Raw genomic sequence first — 17,781 nt, forward strand, 5'->3', positions numbered from 1 at the left:
CCAGGGTCAGGGCGCTAAGGGCGATACTGGCAAGTTTCAGGGCCTGGCGTCGCAGCATGTCAGTCACCGTCGTTGGCATTGAAGCCCAGCTGAATGTTCAACGCTTTGCAGCTCGCCTTCGTGCAGGCGGTGAACCACGTTGAGGCTGTCGTAGATATCGTTCAAGGTCTGCTTGCCAGCGTCGTCCGCAAGCAGCTCGCCAAGGGGCTTGTCGTTGGCGGCCAGCAGCTTCAGCGCGTTGGCATAGGCGGCGTCGATCTTGTCGGCGAGGGCGCTCTGGTCCTTGCTGAGCAGGCCGCGCAAGCCGCGGTTGTCGACCCCGACCCAGACCGCCTGGGCGGCTTTCAGGCTGGCTTCCAGGCTCTTCATCGAAGAGTGGCTGCGCCAGGCTTCGGCCTGCAGCGGCTGGGCGATGCCCTTGCTCTGGCGGCCCATCGGTGCGCCGAGCTTTTTCTTCAGGGTGTCCAGTGCGGTGACCTGGGCGCGGAGCAGATCGGCGATCGCCTCGTGCGAGTCAGCATAGCGCTGGTTGGGGAACTTGGTCATCTGCGAAAGCATGCCGTCGGTGCTGTTCCAGCCCTTGAGGATCTCTTCGGCGAGGGCCTTCTGGTGTTCGCTGATGGCCACCAGCAGCGGGCAGTAGCGGGCCTTCTGCTCAGGGGTGGCGATGTCCGGCTTGCTGTCGAAGAGGATGTACTCGTAGGCCGACAGACCGCGCACGACGACGCTGGACTTGCCCAGGGTCTCGTTGTCGATCGGCTTGTCGCCGTTGACCAGTTGCTCGACCTGACGGCCGACCAGGTTTTTCTTGTCGGGCCAGAACTGTACCTGCCACGGGCGGTTGCCTTCGGCCAGCGGGCCGACCAGCAGAGGCTGCAGCTCGGCCCAGGCTTTTTGCGCGTTGAGGAAGTCGGCGCGAGCGGCGTCCAGGGTGGTTTTGCCTTCACAGTAGGACAGGGCGCTGGCGGCCAGCTGGCGGTCAGCTTCGACCCAGCGGCTGTAGGTCGGCAAGATCACCTGCTTGGCGATTGCCGCCGAGGTGACGGCCTGCGGGTCTTGCGGCGAGCAAGCACCGAGGGCGATTGCGGCGAGGCTGGTGAACAACAGTTTGGGTCGGAACATGCCCGGCTCCTTGCGCGTTAAAGTGAATTCAGAAAAGCCAGCAACGCGGCGCGTTGCTCGCATTGAAGGTCAAGACCTGGTCGCGCGCCGCCTGCGCTTCGCCGCCATGCCAGAGCACGGCTTCGAGCAGGTTGCGGGCGCGCCCATCGTGCAGTAACTGAGTGTGGCCGCTGACCGTTTCGGTCAGGCCCAGGCCCCACAGCGGCGCTGTGCGCCAGTCCTGGCCACCGGCGGCGAACTCGCTGCGTTGGTCGGCCAGGCCGGGGCCCATGTCATGCAACAGCAGGTCGCTGTAGGGGCGAATCAGCTGGTTGGCCAGCTCCGGCTCGACGCCTGCGCTGGCCGTGGTGAACTGCGGCGTGTGGCAGCCCTGGCAGCCGGCCTGGAAAAACAGGTTCTTGCCGGCCAGCACCTGTGGTGCGTCGACGTTGCGGCGGGCCGGCACGGCCAGGTTGCGGGTATAGAAGGTGACCAGGCGCAGATATTGTCGCTGACCTCTTTCTCGCCGTCGGCGCCGTCACCGTTGGGCGCGGCCAGGCAATCGGTCTGGGCCAGGGTGCAGTCGTCATGGGGCTTGAGCGTGCTGGTCAGGCCCATGTCGCCGGCAAAGGCATGCACGTTCTGCTGGTTGACGTTGGGCTGCCCGGCTTTCCAGCCGAAGCGGCCGAGCACGGTCTTACCCTGGGCGTCATCCCAGACCTGATTGGCGCGCCCACGAATGCCGTCGCCGTCGCGATCGTCCGGGTCGGCGTTGGCCAGAATCGCCGCTTCGGGGATTGCCTCAAGCAAACCCAGGCCGATCATCGGCGGCGCGATCCGCGCCGAGAAACGCGTGTCGGGGTGCAGCGGGCCGTAGCCGAGCTGGGTGATCTGCAATTGCGGCGGCGCAATTCCACCGTGTGGCCGTCGGCGAAGGGTACGGTCTCGCTGCTGTAGCTGACGCGGACCTTGCCCTCGGGCTTGATGCCGGGATGGCCATGTCCTGCAACTGCGTGCCGTAGACCGGCTCCGGGACCACGCCCAGGCGTTCGATTTCCTTGGCGTAGGCGGGCTGGTCGGGGATCGACAGCCTTACCAGCATCGACACTGCGTTGCTGTCGTCGAGTTCCGGCGGGTGCCCGCGGCCGTCGCGGACGTGGCAGTTCTGGCAGGCGTTGGTGTTGAACAACGGGCCGAGCCCGTCACGCGCTGTGGTGGTCGCCGGAGCGATTACCCACGGGTTGCGGAAAAAGCTGTTGCCCACGGCAAAGTCCAGCCGCCGTTCGGGGCTGAGGTTGGCAGAGGGTAGGGAGAAGGCCTGGCGATCGCTGCGCAGGACGGTTGCCTTGCCACCGGACAGGGCCTCGCCTGGTTCGGCCTGAGTGAAACGCGGGGCGTCGTCACAGGCGACCAGAACAGCGGCCAGCAGCAGGGGGCTTAGGCGGAGCAAGGACATCAACAATCCTGGGCTTGGGCAGAAAAACCGGCGTGCAAGCTTAGCAGGACGGGATTGTTTGAATAAGAGCAATTTGCAATTACTGGATGAAATCGTTGTCAGGTTGCTGCTGCAATTGGGGCCGCAAAGCGGCCCCAATAGAGTAGGTTTACAGCCCGAATCAGAACTCGTGATCAGCAGTATCCGGATTCAGGTTGGCAATCCCCAACTTGCCCGCGGCCTGCTCGATCGCACCGGTCTGCTTGACCAGCGAAGCAATCGCATCACGCACGATCTGTTGCCGGCAGCATTGTCGGCAGCGATCAGCTGATCGTAGTGCTCACCCTTGAGGGCATGATCGACGATCACCTGGATCTTGGCCCTCGGTGGCCTCCAGGTCAGCTTTCAAGGTGGCGTCGGTAGCCGGGTCAACCTTGGCCACCAGCGACGACAGGCTCGGGCCGGTCAGCTTGCTGCCGTCGGCGCGGGTGTACTCGCCCAGGTAGACGTTACGAATACCCTTGGCATCGTAGAAGTGCGAGTAGTGGGTGTTGTCGCTGAAGCGTCGTGTTCGTCTTCCGGCGAGTTGGCTTCCAGCGAAACCTTCATGCGCTCGCCCGCCAGTTCACCCAGCGACAAGCTGCCCATGCCGAACAGCATCTTGCGCACGCCGGTCGTTGACCGGCTCCGCTTCCAGGGTGGCGCGGTAGTTGTCGGCAACGGTTTGGTGCCCAGTTGCCGACCATCTCTTCGAGTCTTTGACCAGCAGGTCGGTGACCGCCTTGAGATAGGCACGGCGACGGTCGTTGTGGCCACCGGTGGCGCCAGCGCCTTCCAGGTAGTCAGACGCCGGACGGTTGCCCGCACCTGGGCCGGTGCCGTTCAGGTCCTGGCCCCAGAGCAGGAATTCGATTGCGTTGGTAACCGGTTGCGACGTTGGCCTCGGAGCCGCCCAGCTCATTCAGGCTGGCGATTTCTCCGGGGTCAGGTCCTTGACGTCGATCTTGTCTTCGCCAACCTGGATTTCGGTGTTGGCAATGATGTTGGCGCTGGCGGCAGGGTTTGCCCAGCGCATGCTCGTAGCTCTTGTCGACGTAGTCGATCAGGCCTTCGTCCAGTGGCCAGGCGTTAACCTGACCTTCCCAGTCATCGATAATGTGTTGCCGAAGCGGAACACTTCGCTCTGCAGGTACGGCACGCGGGCAGCGACCCAGGCATCCTTGGCGGCTTGGCAGGGTTTCGTCGTTAGGCGTGGCGAGGAACGCGTCGATCGCGCTTTGCAGGGTCTTGGCGGTGCTCAGCGAGTCGCTGTAGACGGCCGAGACGAGCTCTGCATAGTGCTTGACCACGCCTTGCCAGCCGCCTCGTCGATCGCCCGGCCGGTCGCGGCGGTGGTGCTGGCGGCAGCAGGTGCCTGGGCTTGCGGAGCGGCGGCCTTGTCATTTTTGCCTTCGCCGCAACCGGCGAGGGCGATAGCGATGGCCAGCAGACTGGCGGAGGCCAGAGGCATACGATCATTGTTGGTTTCCTGCGTGGTGGTTTGGACGTGTGCCGTGGCACGCGAAACCGTGACATCATGCGAAAGATTTGCATTGCTGTAAAGGGGGGGGCAGTGAATTCATGAAAATGCCCGCGGTGGGGCATTTTCCTGTTCTGGCGGGGTTTACAGCACTGAGACCTGATTGCGCTGGGCCTGCTTGAGGTAGGCAGTCAGCTCGCGCGCGACAGCGGCTTGCTGTAGTGATAGCCCTGCCCTCATGGCAGCCCTGGGCAATGATGTAGGTCTCCTGCTCGGCGGTTTCCACGCCTTCGGCGATGACCTGCATGCCAGGCTCTTGCCGAGCTGGATGATGGCGCGAACGATGGTGGCGTCATCGTCGTCATCGAGCAGGTCCTGGACAAAACTCTTGTCGATCTTGATCTTGTCCAGCGGCAGCGATTTCAGGTAGCTGAGCGAAGAATAACAGTGCCGAAGTCGTCAATCGCAATCAGCGCACCTGAGCGACGCAGGCTCAGCAGGTGCTGGGCGCGGTGCTGATGTCTTCCATCAGGCCGGTTTCGGTGACTTCCAGCTCAAGGCTGCGTGGCGGCAGGCGATAGGCCTGCAGCAGGTTGTTGACCACCGCGGCAGCTCGTTGTGGTGCAGTTGCACGGTCGACAGGTTGACCGCCATGCGCAGCTCGCCAAAGCCCTGATCATGCCATTCGCGCAGTTGCCGGCAGGCCTGGTCGAGGACCCATTCGCCGATCGGGATGATGTGGCCATTCTGCTCGGCCAGCGGGATGAACTGGTCGGGCGGGACCATGCCCAGCTGCGGATGCTGCCAGCGCAGCAGGGCCTCGACGCCGACTACGCTGTGGTCGCGGTAGCTGATCTGCGGCTGATAAACCAGGTACAGCTGGTTGCGCGGCAGGGCTTCGCGCAGGTCCTTTTCCAGTTCGCGGCGTCGGCGCATTTCGCTGTCGACGCTGGCGATGTAGAACTGGTAGCGATTGCGCGAGCGCGCCTTGGCCAGAGTCATGGTCTGCTCGGCCTTTTGCAGGAGCTTTTCGGTGCTGTCGCCGTCCTCCGGGAACAGGGTGATGCCGATGGTCGCGCGCAGGCGGATTTCCTGCTGCTCGAGGGCAAACGGCGCCTCCAGGTCGTCGAGGATGCTCTGGGCCAGCTCGGCCGCCTCGTAAGGCTGCTCGATGTCGGCCTGGACTAGCGCAAACTGGTCGCCGCCCAGCCGGGCCAGGGCGCCGAGGCGGCCACTGTGTGCGCGCAGACGGTCGGCGAGGGCCAGCAGCAACTGGTCACCGACCTGATAACCGAATTGTTCGTTGATGCCTTTGAAGTCATCCAGACCTACGCACAGCACCGCCACTCGGCGCTGCAGGCGGCCGCCATCGACGAGGATCTTATCCAGTTGCTGCTGCAATTGCTGGCGGTTGGGCAAGCCGGTCAGAAAGTCATACTGAGCCATACGTTGCAGGCTGTTCTCGGCTTCATGGCGCAGGTGGGTATTGCGCTCGATCGAGGCCAGCACTGGTTGGCGGTGTTGACCCACAAACCCAGTTCATTCTTTTCGTGGCCTTTGACCACGGAATCTGATGCTGGCTGGGCCGATCAGGGTTGATCTGGGTAAGGTGCTCGATGATCTTCGACAGCGGCTTGGTCAGCAGCCAGTGGTAGACCAGGTACAGCACCAGGCCCATGGCCAGCGCTCGTAGTACACCGGAGATGAAGATGATCACGGCGTTGATCAGGAATTCTTTGCCATAGGCGGCAGTGTCGAGGTGATGCTGAGGTCGCCGTAATACTCGCTGTAGGGGCGCGGCCGACCAGTTGCGTGGTGTAGGTGCGTTCCTGACCGAGCAACAGATCGGTCAGCCAGCGCATCGACATGTCGCGCAGCGGTCGCGATTTCTCTGCGAGCATGGTTTCGTTGGGGTGGCCGATCGAGGCCATGCGCACCGAGTCATCCTGGAACAGGCTTCCATGACCTGCATGCCCATTTCCCGGTCGAGGCTGTAACCGCCTGCGTCGACGGGTCACGGAACATGTCGAGGATGCGCTGGGCATCGCTGTTCACCGCCTGACGCGTCTTGTAGGTGTCGTAGACGATCTGCGCACAGCTAAGGACGACGCCAACCGCTAGCGCCGACAGCAGCACTACCCTGAGCAACTTGACCGATAAGCTGTTCCGCAATTGCAGCTTCAATGGGATTCCTTAATCCATGCGCATGCCATTATTTTGCCAGTAGTTGTGGCAAGACACTATCGACCCTTGTTGCATGCTACTGTATCGGTTGCGCAGGCTTGCTACTTTAGTGCTATACGCAACTTTCCCAGAGATTTGATGTTAGCGCGCTATGCGGGCGGATCAAGCTGGATTTGCAGCGGTGCGAGCGGGCATAAAAAAACCCGGCGAGTGCCGGGTTTTTTTTGTGCCAAAGCGAAGTCGATCAGGCCTTGAAGGTCTGGCCTTCGAACTGCTCGGCAACGAACTTCCAGTTGACCAGGTTCCAGAACGCCTCGACATACTTAGGACGGACGTTGCGGTAGTCGATGTAGTAAGCGTGCTCCCAGACGTCGCAGGTCAGCAGCGGAGTGTCGCCGTTGGTCAGCGGGTTGCCGGCGCCGATGGTGCTGGCCAGTGCCAGGGAACCGTCAGCTTTCTTCACCAGCCAGCCCCAACCGGAACCGAAGGTGCCGACCGAAGTCTTGGTGAACTCTTCCTTGAACTTGTCGAACGAACCGAAAGCGGCGTTGATGGCCTCGGCCAGTGCGCCAGTCGGTTGGCCGCCGGCGTTTGGTGCCAGGCAGTTCCAGTAGAAGGTGTGGTTCCAGACCTGAGCGGCGTTGTTGAAGATGCCACCCGAAGAGGTCTTGACGATCTCTTCCAGGGTCTTGCCTTCGAATTCGGTGCCTGGGACCAGGTTGTTCAGGTTCACGACATAGGTGTTGTGGTGCTTGTCGTGGTGATACTCCAGGGTTTCCTTGGAGATGTGCGGCTGCAGGGCATCATGGGCGTACGGCAGCGGCGGCAATTCAAAAGCCATGGTGGATCTCCTGATTCAGGTCTAATTCGCGGTTTGCGCAAGGCCGATCACGGGCGGCCCGAGGTACGTCGGCGAGTTTGTACTCTTTGCGACGCAAGCCTTGGATCATATCACCAGCCCCGCGCATAACCACGCAACAACTATAGGGACAAATAGTTGCAGCGCCGGCGCCAGTGGCATTCAGCCCAGAATCAGCTGCGCGGCCACCGCAAACATCATCACTGCCACCATCAGGTCGAGCAGGCGCCAGGTCGCCGGCCGTGCCAGCCACGGTGCCAGCCAGGCTGCGCCGAGGGCGAGGGTGAAGAACCACACCAGTGAGGCGCTGGCCGCCCCTGCTACGTAAGCGCTGGGCACGGTTTGCTGGGCGCCCAGGGAGCCGATCAGCAGCACCGTATCCAGGTACACATGGGGGTTGAGCAGGGTCACTGCCAAGGCGCTGAGCAGCACCGCCCGGCGCGAGCGGGAGCCCTGGCCTTGCTCCTGCTCCAGGCTTTGTTTGGAGCAGGCCCGTTGCAAGGCCTTGGCCCCGTACCAGATCAAGAACGCCGCGCCGCCCCAACGCGCAGCAGCCAGCAACGTCGGGTTCTGCGCCAGCACCGTGGCCAGTCCGAACACTCCGGCGGCAACCAGCAGGGCGTCGCAGACCACGCAGAGGATGGCCACCGGCAGATGGTGTTCACGGCGCAGGCTCTGCGCCAGGACAAACGCGTTTTGCGTGCCGATGGCCATGATCAGGCCAAAGGCAACCAGCATGCCGTTCGTATAACTTTGCCACATAGCGCAGACACTCCACTGCCACCAACCGATTGGCTGGCGCTGATTGCTTGATCGAATGCTGGTCATTGTGCCGATCTGCGTTGTATAAGAAAACCAATAAAGCTGATCAGGCATTAGAGAAATCGATGTTCGACTACAAGCTCCTGGCGGCCCTGGCGGCGGTCATCGAACAAGGCGGTTTCGAGCGCGCAGCACAAGTGCTTGGCCTGTCGCAATCGGCCGTGTCGCAGCGGATCAAGCTGCTCGAAGCGCGGGTCGGCCAGCCGGTACTGGTGCGCGCCATGCCGCCGAGCCCGACCGAAGTCGGCCGGCAACTGCTCAACCATGTGCAGCAGGTGCGCCTGCTCGAGCGTGACCTGCAGCGCCAGGTGCCGGCGCTGGACGAAGGCGGTATGCCGAACGTCTGCGCATTGCGCTCAATGCCGATAGCCTGGCGACCTGGTGGGCCGGTGCGGTGGGCGCGTTTTGCGCCGAACAGCCGGTGTTGCTGGACCTGGTAGTCGAGGATCAGGACGTCGGCCTCAAGCGCATGCGCGCCGGTGAGGTTGCGGCTTGCCTGTGTGGCAGCGAGCGCCCGGTGGCCGGCGCGCGCAGCCAGCCACTGGGCGCCATGCGCTATCGCGCCTTGGCAAGCCCGGCATTCATGGCCCGGCATTTTCCGCAGGGCTTCGACGCCAGCCGGCTGGCGCGGACCCCGGCGATCGTGTTCGGCCCGGATGACTTCCTTCAGCACCGTTATCTCGCATCGCTAGGCATTGCCGATGGATTTTTGCATCACCTGTGCCCGTCCTCGGAGGGCTTTCTGCGCATGACCGAAGCCGGCCTGGGCTGGGGCCTGGTGCCGGAGCGGCAGGTGACTGCGCAGCTGCAGTGTGGCGAACTGGTGGAAATCTGCGCCGATACTCCGATCGATGTGCCGCTGTACTGGCATCATTGGCGCAATGGCGGGCAACTGCTCGCCCAATTGACCGAGCACCTGCGCCAAATGGCGCCAGGTTGGCTAGTGCCGTTGTAGCCGGTCGCGACGTCAACTGCATCTGAAATCTGGCAAGGCGGAGTGTTACATGCGAATTCTGGTCACCGGCGCGAGCGGCTTTATCGGCGGGCGCTTTGCGCGTTTTGCCCTGGAGCAGGGCCTTGAGGTCCGGGTCAACGGGCGGCGTGCCGAAGGCGTGGAGCATTTGGTCAAGCGCGGCGCGCAGTTCATCCCGGGTGACCTCGGTGATGCCGAGCTGGCCCGGCGTCTGTGCCAGGGCGTCGATGCCGTGGTGCATTGCGCGGGCATGACCGGCGCCTGGGGGCGCTACCAGGATTTCCATCAGGGCAATGTGGTGGTCACCGAAAACGTCGTTGAAGGCTGCCTCAAGGAACATGTGCGCCGGCTGGTACACCTGTCGTCGCCGTCGATCTACTTCAATGGCCGCTCCCGCCTGAATGTGCAGGAACAGCAGCTGCCGCGGCGCATGCATGACCATTACGCCACGACCAAATTTCTCGCCGAGCAGAAGGTCTTCGGCGCGCAGGAGTTCGGCCTCGAAGTGCTCGCCCTGCGCCCACGGCTGGTCACCGGGGCCGGCGATGCGAACATCTTCCCGCGCTTGCTGCAGATGCAGCGCAAGCGCCGCCTGGCGATCATCGGCAACGGCCTGAACATGGCCGACTTCACCAGTGTGCACAACCTCAACGAAGCGTTGCTCAGCGCACTCTTTGCAGATGATGAGGCGCTCGGCCAGGCCTACAACATCAGTAACGGCCAGCCGCTGCCGCTGTGGGATGTGGTCAATTACGTCATGCGTCAGATGCAGTTGCCGCAGGTCACCCGCTACCGCTCCTACGGCCTGGGTTACAGCCTGGCAGCACTCAACGAAGCGGCGTGCATGCTCTGGCCTGGCCGCCCGCAGCCAACCTTGTCACGCCTGGGTATGCAGGTCATGAGCAAGGACTTCACCCTCGACATCAGTCGGGCCCGGCAGCATCTGGATTACCGGCCTCAGGTCAGCCTGTGGAGCGCGCTCGACGAGTTCTGCGGCTGGTGGAAGAACGTCCCGCACAACCGCTGAAGCGCGCGCCTTGATGATGGTCATCAACGTAACGCGCTGGCGGTTTATACTGTGTCTCTTTGCTATGACTGTGGTTGAAAGCCCCCATGCGTAACGATCTTCGCGACGACTTCGACGACGTGCCAACATTGCGTGCCGGCACCCGAGATGACGATGAACTGCTCCCCGAGCACGTGGCGCGCAGCCGCCAGAAAGCCGCACGGCCGACCAACACCGCGCCGCTCTGGGCTTTGCTGGTGGCCTCGTTCATCGCCCTGGCCGGGCTCGGCTGGTGGAGCTTCCAGCAGATTTCGCTGATGGAGCAGCAACTGGTCGCGACCCAGGAGAGCTTTGCCCGCATCAGCGAGGAAGCCGCCGGCCGGCTGCAAGCGATCAGCGGCAAGGTCGAAGCCAGCGATGCCAGCGTCAACACCGGCAGCGAAGCCTTGAAACTGCAGATTCGCCAGTTGCAGGCCAGCCTGGCCGAGCAGGGCAAGCAGCAGCAGGGCGTGGCCGGTCAGGCCGGCGACCTCGGCAAGCGTCTGGAACAGGTGCTGGCCGATACCCGCGACCAGCAAAAAGCTGTAACTGAATTGCAGACCCAATTGCAGGCGCAGTTGAAGGCGGTGAATGCCGAGTTGGCGGCGCTGAAGGCGGGCCAGCTGGATGGCGGCAAGCTCGACAACGAGCTCAAGAGCCTGAACAGCGAGATTGCCGCGCTGAAGAAGCAGGGCAACCCGAGCGCGGCGATCAGCAGTCTGGAGCAGGACGTGCTGGTGCTGAAGAGCCAGATCGACAATCGCCCCGCAGCAGCGGCCAGCAGCGGTGCCTCGGTGCAGGAATTCGACGCTTTCAGGGGGCAGACCACGCGCAGCCTGAACACCCTGCAGAACCAGGTGCAGAACCTGCAACAGCAGATCAACGCCCGGCCATAGCCGTAATGCTGATGGGGGGCCGCGCAAGGCGGCCCCATTCATCTGCTTACAGCCGTGGATAGTCGATATAGCCCACCGCGCCACCGCCATAGAACCCCTCCGGCCGCGCCTCGTTCAACGGCGCATCGGCGGCCAAACGTGCTGGCAGGTCCGGGTTGGCAATGAACGGCACGCCAAACGCCACGGCATCGGCCAGGCCACCGGCAAGGGCAGCGTTGGCGCTGGCCTTGTCGAAGCGTTCGTTGACGATGTACGGCCCACCGAATGCTTGCTTGATCTGCGCGCCGAGGCTGTCGTCGGCGAGTTTTTCCCGCGAGCAGATAAACGCGATACCGCGTTTGCCCAGTTCGCGGGCGACGTAGGTGAAGGTCTCGGCGCGGTCAGCATCGCCCATGTCATGGGCATCGGCGCGTGGCGCCAGGTGCATGCCGACGCGCTGGGCGCCCCACACTTCGATCACCGCATCGGTCACCTCCAGCAGCAGCCGGGCACGGTTCTCCAGTGAACCGCCGTAGTTGTCGTTGCGCTGGTTGGTGCTGCTTTGCAGAAACTGATCCAGCAGGTAGCCGTTGGCGCCATGAATCTCGACGCCATCAAAGCCCGCCGCCTTGGCGTTCTCGGCACCGATCCTATAGGCCTCGACAATGTCGGCGATCTCTTCGCTTTCCAGTGCCCGCGGGGTTGGGTAGTCGGCCAGCGGACGCACCAGGCTGACATGGCCCTTGGGCTGGATCGCGCTGGGCGCAACCGGCAGTTCACCGTTGAGGTAGCTGGGGTGGGAGATGCGCCCGACGTGCCACAGCTGCAGGAAGATCCGCCCGCCGGCAGCATGCACTGCCTTGGTCAGGCTGTGCCAGCCGCGCACCTGGTCGTTGGACCAGATGCCGGGGGTGTCCGGGTAGCCAACGCCCATTGGCGTCACCGAAGTCGCCTCACTGAGAATCAGCCCGGCGCTGGCGCGCTGCACGTAGTACTCGGTCATCAGCGCATTGGGCACGCGGCCTTCGTCGGCGCGGCAGCGGGTCAGCGGCGCCATGATGATGCGGTTGGGCAACTGCAGGTCACCCAGCAGCAGTGGATCGAATAGCGTAGTCATCGGTTCAGCCTCGCAAAGGTTCAGTTGCCAGCGGTGGCCAGCTCGGCATCGTTGCCGCGCTGGTTGAAAGTGATGAGGGTGACGATCAGGGCCAACAGCGCCAGGGCTGCGGCGGCCAGTGGTACGCGGGTCAGGCCCAGACCATGGGCGATCACGCTACCGCCGACCCAGGCGCCGAGGGCGTTGCCCAGGTTGAAGGCGCCGATGTTCAAGGTCGACACCAGGTTCGGTGCAGCCTTGCCGTAGGTGACCACGTTGACCTGTAGTGCCGGCACGGCGGCAAAGGCAGCTGTGGCCCACAGGAACAGGGTGATTTCAGCGGGGATCACGGCGCTGCTGGTCCAGCTGAACACCGTCGAGATCACCGCCATGGCCACAAACACGCCAATCAGAGTTGCGCCCAGACGGCGGTCGGCGAGCTTGCCGCCGATGATGTTGCCCAGGGTCAGGCCAAGGCCGATCAGCAGCAAGGTCCAGGTCACGCCGCTGGGCGAAACCCCGGTGACATCACCCAACAGCGGCGCGACATAAGTGAACAGGGCGAACATCGAGGCCGAGAACAGCACGGTCATGCTCAGCGACAACCAGATACCGGCCCCTTTCAGCGCGGCCAGTTCAGCGCGCATGTCGACCGCCTCCTCGTCATGTTGCAGCGGCAGGTAGCGGATCAGGCCGATCAGCGCGATCACACCGATCACGGTCACTGCCCAGAAGGTCGAACGCCAGCCGGCGACCTGGCCCAGCGCAGTCCCCAGCGGCACGCCGAGCACGTTGGCCAGGGTCAGGCCGGTGAACATCAAGGCTACGGCGGAGGCACGGCGATTGGCCGGTACCAGGCTGGCGGCGACCACCGAACCGATGCCGAAGAAGGCCCCATGGCACAGCGCGGTGACTACACGGGCGAACATCAACAGGTTGTAGTCAGCGGCGACGGCGCACAGCAGGTTGCCGACGATGAACACGCCCATCAGCGTGACCAGCGCGGCCTTGCGTGGCAGGCGGGCGGTGGCCAGGGCCATGAACGGTGCGCCGATGGCGACGCCCAGGGCATAGCCGGTAACCAGCCAGCCAGCACCAGGGATGGACACGCCGAGGTCGCTCGCCACTTCGGGCAGCAGGCCCATGATGACGAATTCGGTGGTGCCGATGGCGAAGGCGCTCAGCGCCAGCATCAAGAGTGGAAGGGGCATCGCTGAATCCTCGTCAGAGCGTTTCGCTCAGTTGCTTGAGAAACGCCTGGATCGCGTCCTCGTTGCGTTTGAAAAAGTGCCACTGGCCGATTTTCTGGCTGCTGATCAGGCCTGCGCGTTGCAGGGTGGCGAGGTGGGCCGACACGGTGGATTGCGAGAGGCCGCAGCGTTGGTCGATCTGGCCGGCGCAGACACCGTGCTCGATGCTGTGCTGTTGATCGGGGAACTGGGTGGCCGGGTCCTTGAGCCAGCCGAGGATTTCGCGGCGGACTGGGTGGGACAGGGCTTTGATGGTTTCGTCGAGGTCCAGGGGCATGGGGGAGGCTCTTGGGGTAGGGCGCTATATCGCGATAGGACGAAATATAAATCGGTATTTCGCGATATACAAATATGATGTTGGTCTTAGCTCGGGTCGAATCGCTATATCGGGTTATAACGATATTGGGGGTCAGTAAAACACCACAAAAACCAGACAAGCCCGCAGCCAGCTATCCATCATCCCAAGCCGACCCACCCGCAGAAACCCTATACTGCCCCCATGAACTACCTAGCCCACCTCCACCTAGGCGGCCAACAGCCGCAACAACTACTCGGCAGCCTATACGGCGATTTCGTCAAAGGCACCCTGCACGGCCGTTTCCCGCCCACCCTGGAAGCTGCCATCCAGCTCCACCGCTGGATCGACAGCTACACCGACAGCCACCCCATAGTGCTAGCCGCACTGGCCCGTTTCCCGCGGGAGCGGCGGCGCTACGCCGGAATCGTGCTCGACGTATTTTTCGACCATTGCCTGGCGCACCACTGGCACGACTACGCCGCCCAGCCGCTGACCGAGTTTACCCAGCGCTTTTACCAGGTCCTGCTCGCCGAGCCCGAGCTGCCAGGCCGGCTCGCGCATATCGCTCCGATGATGGCCGCGGACGACTGGCTGTCCGCGTACGGCGATTTCGCTACGCTGGAGTACGTATTCCGAGGCATAGGCCGGCGCCTGTCGCGCCCCGAAGGCTTGGCGGGAGTAATGCCCGAACTGGAGGCGCTGTACCAGCCGTTGCTGGAAGACTTCAGAGCGTTTTATCCACAGCTGCAGGCGTTCGCCAGCGCCCGCTGGCCCCGCTGATCAAGCCGCTCGCGCTTGCCGGCGTGGGGCCAACTCGGCTTGCTCGTGGCCGAACAGGGCGCCATGAATGGCTTGTTGTGCCTGAAACGCCAGCTGCGCGCGCTCCTTGCCGACGCTGCTGATCGGCGCCAGCAACTGAATGCGTACCTGCCCACGCGGTTGGGCAAACAAGCGCAGCAGGTGTGAAACCAGGTCGTCATCGCCAACGAAAGGTGCAATTGGATCAACCTCACCACTGCGCCAGTACTGAATCGCCACCGGTTGCAGTGGGGTAGCGCCATCGATGGCGCCGGCCAGCAGGCGGCCGTGGAAGGTGCGCAGGCTGCGGCCATCGGTAGTGGTGCCTTCCGGGAAGATCAACAGCGGCAGGGCGTCGCCCAATTGCTGGCTGATCTGCTCGCGCAGGCCTTGGGCGTCACCGCCACCGCGGCGGATGAACAGCGTCCCGGCCTGCTCGGCAAGCCAGCCGGCCAGCGGCCAGTGACGGACTTCGGCCTTGGACAGAAATGATAGCGGGGTGAGCATGCCGAGCAGCGGAATGTCGGTCCATGACACATGATTGCCGACCCACAGCATCGGCCGCTGCGGCAGCTCGCCGAGCACCTCGACCTGAAATGGCAGCGCGCCGACCAGGCGCTGCATGTACCAGCGGCTCCAGCGCTGGCGCAGAGCCAGCGACACCGGCACACGCAGACGCTGGCCAAGCGCGGTAACGCTGGCCATGGTCATGCCGATCAGCAGCACCCACAGCAAACGTGCCAGGCGGGCGGCGACCCGCAGCCTCAGCATCACACCGCTGCCTTGAAGTGGCGGGCGTAGCGCGGGCAGAGGTCGTCGCGTTTGAGCAGGATGAACACGTCGGCGACCTGGAAGTCCTCGTCCCAGCACGGTTCGCCGCAGATCTTCGCGCCCAGGCGCATGTAGGCCTTGAGCAGCGGGGGCATTTCGGCAATCACGTTGTTCGGCAGGGCCAGAGTCGGCAGCGGTTTTTTCGGCTCGGCGCGCAGGTTTTCGGTGCACAGGTAGCGTTCACGCAGGCGCTGCATGATCGCGTGGGCCTGCACGCCGCCATCCTGCATGGGGATGCTCGCGCAGCCCATCAGGTAGCTGTAGCTGCCTTCGTTGAGCACCTCGGCCAGCTCGCCCCAGAGCACGGCGATGGTGCCGCCGTTGCGATAGGCCGGGTCGACGCAGGTGCGGCCCAGTTCAAGGATCGGCCCCTGCAATTGCAGCAGGCCGTGCAGGCTGAACTCTTCTTCGCTGTAGAAACGCCCGAGGCTGCTCGCGGCTTGGTGGTCGAGCAAGCGGGTGGTGGCAACCAGGCGGCCAGTGCTCAGGTCACGCACGCCGATATGGCGGCAGTGGATATCGAAATCGTCCATGTCCAGGCCCTGTTCGGCGCCCTTGAGCTTGGCCATGAGTTCACCGCTGAACACCTTGAAACGCAGGGCCTGAGCTTCTTGCAGGGCCGCAGCGCCTAGCAGGCGCTCGGCTTGCAGACGGCGTTCAGTGCTGGTGTCGCCTGAGCGAGCGATCTGGGTCATTGCGAGTCTCCATTGGCCAACCATGTGCGGGGCTGCCGGTCGGCTTTGTTGTGCAGGGTCAGCCTAGGTAGGGGGGGTGTCACCTCGGTGAATCTTTGGTGATGCTTGCGTGACAGCCACCGCTGGCCGTACCTGAGGGGCCGCGAGACTGCTGCTTGCTGCACCGAAGGCGGGCGGGTAATGTTCACGGCTTTGTTTCACGGAATTTCCCATGCCCATGCTTGCCCGTCTGCTTCCCGCCCTGTTCCTGGCGTTGTGCCTGCCCGCTCATGCCAATTGGCACCTGGACGGTGAGTCTTCGCGCTTGTCGTTCGTCACCGGCAAAAACGGCGAGATCACCGAAGTGCATCGCTTTCTGGTGCTGCACGGCAGCGTCGATCGCAAGGGCGCAGCCGGCCTGCGGATCGAGATGGATTCGGTCAGCAGTGGTATCCCGCTGCGTGACGAGCGCATGCGCGATGGCCTGTTCGAGGTCGACCAGTTCCCCGAAGCGAAGGTCAAGGCGCAGATCGACCTGCGCCCGATCGACAACCTCGCCAACGGCGCGCAGATCGAATTGCGCCTGCCGCTGACCGTCACCCTGCACGGCCACTCGCACAGCTACAACGCATTGCTGATGGCCACGCGCCTGGACGAGCGGCGCTTTCAGGTGGTGACCCTTGAACCGTTGATCCTGCGCGCCGCTGACTATGGCCTGCTGCCTGGGCTCGAGAGCCTGCGCAAGTTCGCCAAGCTGAAGTCCATCAACCCCTCGGTACCGGTCAATGCGGTGCTGATCTTCAACGCCCGCTGATATGCCAGGGCCGGTCTTTCCTTGGCGCGACGGTAATCATTTCGAGCTGCTGATCGACGGCCCCGATTTCTTCCCGCGGATGTTGCACCTTATTGCCGAGGCCGAGCGCCAGGTCGATCTGGAGCTGTATCTGGTCGAGGCCGGCACGTGCGCCGAGGCAGTGGTCACTGTGCTGGAGCAGGCCGCCCGGCGCGGCGTGCAGGTGCGCTGCCTGTTTGATGACTACGGCTCGCTGGCCTTCACCACTGCGCTGCGCCAGCGCTTGCTTGGCGCCGGTGTGCAGTTGAGCTGGTACAACCGCCTGCACTGGCGCCGCGGCGTGCGCAATCTGTACCGCGATCACCGCAAGATTCTCCTGGTCGACAGCCGCTGGGCGGTAGTCGGCGGCACGGGCGTCACCGATGAGTTCTGGCAGCCGCAGGCCGAGCGCAGCGAATGGCATGAAGTGATGGTGCAGATCCAGGGACCGGTGGTCAGCGACTGGCAGCTGTTGTTCGATCGCCAATGGCATGCCAATGACCGTCGCACCGCCTGGCGACCGCCAGCTGGTTTCGGTCTCCCACGCCTGCCCAAAGTGCCGGTGCAAGGGCAGGGCATGGGCCGGGTGGCTTACGCCGATGCCCGGCAACACCGCGACATCCTGCATTCGCTGGTGCGTGCCCTGAACAGCGGGCAGCAGCGCATCTGGCTGGCGACGCCGTATTTTTTGCCGACCTGGAGTGTGCGTCGTTCTCTGCGTCGGGCTGCTTCGCGCGGCATCGACGTGCGCCTGCTGCTGACCGGGCCGCGCACCGACCACCCCTCGGTGCGCTACGCCGGGCACCGCTATTACCCACGCTTGCTGCGCGCTGGCGTGCGCATCTTTGAATACCAGCCGTGCTTCCTGCACCTGAAGATGGTCGTGATCGATGACTGGGTCAGCGTCGGTTCGTGCAACTTCGACCACTGGAACCTGCGCTTCAACCTGGAGGCCAACATCGAAGCGCTCGACCCCAGCCTGACCGCAGCAGTCAGCGCCAGTTTCGAGCGCGACTTTGCCCTCAGCGAGGAGGTTGATCTGGCCCACTGGAACGCGCGGCCGTTGTGGCGGCGAGTCAAGCAACGGATCTGGGGCTGGATGGACCGGCTGGTGGCCAACCTGCTGGATCGGCGCAATTGAGATGAACGGCGCATATCGGTAAGCGCCGAAGCGGTCTATCGTGCTCTG

At 63.6% G+C, this 17,781-nt stretch carries 12 protein-coding genes and 5 pseudogenes; 6 read left to right on the forward strand and 11 right to left on the reverse strand.

Annotated elements, in window-relative coordinates:
* Positions 1–59: 59 nt before the first annotated feature.
* The 6 genes and pseudogenes from K3F44_RS00005 to K3F44_RS00035 form a co-directional block, all read right to left on the reverse strand.
* Positions 60–1,122 (reverse strand): annotated as a pseudogene (locus tag K3F44_RS00005) (imelysin family protein).
* Between the two features lie 17 nt (positions 1,123–1,139).
* Positions 1,140–2,563 (reverse strand): annotated as a pseudogene (locus K3F44_RS00010) (di-heme oxidoredictase family protein).
* 154 nt (positions 2,564–2,717) lie between these two features.
* Positions 2,718–4,046: pseudogene (locus K3F44_RS00020) on the reverse strand (imelysin family protein).
* Between the two features lie 153 nt (positions 4,047–4,199).
* Positions 4,200–6,239, reverse strand: a pseudogene (locus tag K3F44_RS00025) (putative bifunctional diguanylate cyclase/phosphodiesterase).
* A gap of 244 nt (positions 6,240–6,483) precedes the next feature.
* Positions 6,484–7,080 (reverse strand): superoxide dismutase, encoded by a 597-nt coding sequence (locus K3F44_RS00030; protein ID WP_101316779.1) that lies wholly within the window; start codon positions 7,078–7,080, stop codon positions 6,484–6,486.
* A 180-nt stretch (positions 7,081–7,260) separates the two neighbouring features.
* Entirely contained in the window at positions 7,261–7,860 is a 600-nt protein-coding gene (locus K3F44_RS00035; RefSeq protein WP_188035446.1) for a LysE/ArgO family amino acid transporter, read from the reverse strand.
* A gap of 125 nt (positions 7,861–7,985) precedes the next feature.
* On the opposite strand from K3F44_RS00035, the pseudogene K3F44_RS00040 reads away from it, so the two are divergent.
* From K3F44_RS00040 to K3F44_RS00050, 3 genes and pseudogenes are all read left to right on the forward strand, one after another.
* Positions 7,986–8,875: pseudogene (locus tag K3F44_RS00040) on the forward strand (LysR family transcriptional regulator ArgP).
* A gap of 49 nt (positions 8,876–8,924) precedes the next feature.
* Positions 8,925–9,920: an NAD(P)-dependent oxidoreductase gene (locus K3F44_RS00045; RefSeq protein ID WP_101316785.1), complete on the forward strand. Its 996-nt coding sequence runs from the start codon at positions 8,925–8,927 to the stop codon at positions 9,918–9,920.
* Between the two features lie 86 nt (positions 9,921–10,006).
* Positions 10,007–10,834 (forward strand): ATPase, encoded by an 828-nt coding sequence (locus tag K3F44_RS00050; RefSeq protein ID WP_150570810.1) that lies wholly within the window; start codon positions 10,007–10,009, stop codon positions 10,832–10,834.
* A gap of 46 nt (positions 10,835–10,880) precedes the next feature.
* Here K3F44_RS00050 and K3F44_RS00055 read toward each other — a convergent pair whose 3' ends face one another.
* Genes K3F44_RS00055 through K3F44_RS00065 form a run of 3 tightly spaced genes read right to left on the reverse strand, consistent with a single transcriptional unit; the run spans position 10,881 to position 13,436 of the window.
* Positions 10,881–11,930 carry an alkene reductase gene (locus K3F44_RS00055; RefSeq protein WP_101316789.1) on the reverse strand — a complete coding sequence of 350 codons (1,050 nt, stop codon included), beginning with the start codon at positions 11,928–11,930 and terminating at the stop codon, positions 10,881–10,883.
* Between the two features lie 20 nt (positions 11,931–11,950).
* A complete protein-coding gene (locus K3F44_RS00060; protein WP_220633138.1) occupies positions 11,951–13,120 on the reverse strand; it encodes an MFS transporter in 1,170 nt (389 codons plus the stop codon).
* 13 nt (positions 13,121–13,133) lie between these two features.
* Positions 13,134–13,436, reverse strand: coding sequence for a helix-turn-helix transcriptional regulator (locus K3F44_RS00065; RefSeq protein ID WP_101316793.1), 303 nt, complete (start codon positions 13,434–13,436; stop codon positions 13,134–13,136).
* 222 nt (positions 13,437–13,658) lie between these two features.
* On the opposite strand from K3F44_RS00065, the gene K3F44_RS00070 reads away from it, so the two are divergent.
* Positions 13,659–14,237 carry an ACP phosphodiesterase gene (locus K3F44_RS00070; RefSeq protein ID WP_188035448.1) on the forward strand — a complete coding sequence of 193 codons (579 nt, stop codon included), beginning with the start codon at positions 13,659–13,661 and terminating at the stop codon, positions 14,235–14,237.
* On the opposite strand, the gene K3F44_RS00075 is transcribed toward K3F44_RS00070, so the two are convergent.
* Positions 14,238–15,026 (reverse strand): 1-acyl-sn-glycerol-3-phosphate acyltransferase, encoded by a 789-nt coding sequence (locus tag K3F44_RS00075; RefSeq protein ID WP_101316797.1) that lies wholly within the window; start codon positions 15,024–15,026, stop codon positions 14,238–14,240. It lies immediately after the preceding gene.
* Positions 15,026–15,781 carry an L-ornithine N(alpha)-acyltransferase gene (olsB, locus tag K3F44_RS00080; RefSeq protein WP_101316799.1) on the reverse strand — a complete coding sequence of 252 codons (756 nt, stop codon included), beginning with the start codon at positions 15,779–15,781 and terminating at the stop codon, positions 15,026–15,028. The genes K3F44_RS00075 and olsB overlap by 1 nt, the downstream gene beginning before the upstream one ends.
* A 211-nt stretch (positions 15,782–15,992) precedes the next feature.
* On the opposite strand from olsB, the gene K3F44_RS00085 reads away from it, so the two are divergent.
* The gene (locus tag K3F44_RS00085; protein WP_101316802.1) at positions 15,993–16,574 is read left to right on the forward strand and encodes a YceI family protein; all 582 of its coding nucleotides are present in this window, start codon (positions 15,993–15,995) and stop codon (positions 16,572–16,574) included.
* A 1-nt stretch (position 16,575) separates the two neighbouring features.
* Positions 16,576–17,733 carry a phosphatidylserine/phosphatidylglycerophosphate/cardiolipin synthase family protein gene (locus K3F44_RS00090; RefSeq protein ID WP_220633139.1) on the forward strand — a complete coding sequence of 386 codons (1,158 nt, stop codon included), beginning with the start codon at positions 16,576–16,578 and terminating at the stop codon, positions 17,731–17,733.
* The last annotated feature ends 48 nt before the right edge of the window (positions 17,734–17,781 follow it).

It is taken from the genome of Pseudomonas sp. S07E 245, from assembly GCF_019599025.1.
GTDB lineage: Bacteria > Pseudomonadota > Gammaproteobacteria > Pseudomonadales > Pseudomonadaceae > Aquipseudomonas > Aquipseudomonas shirazensis.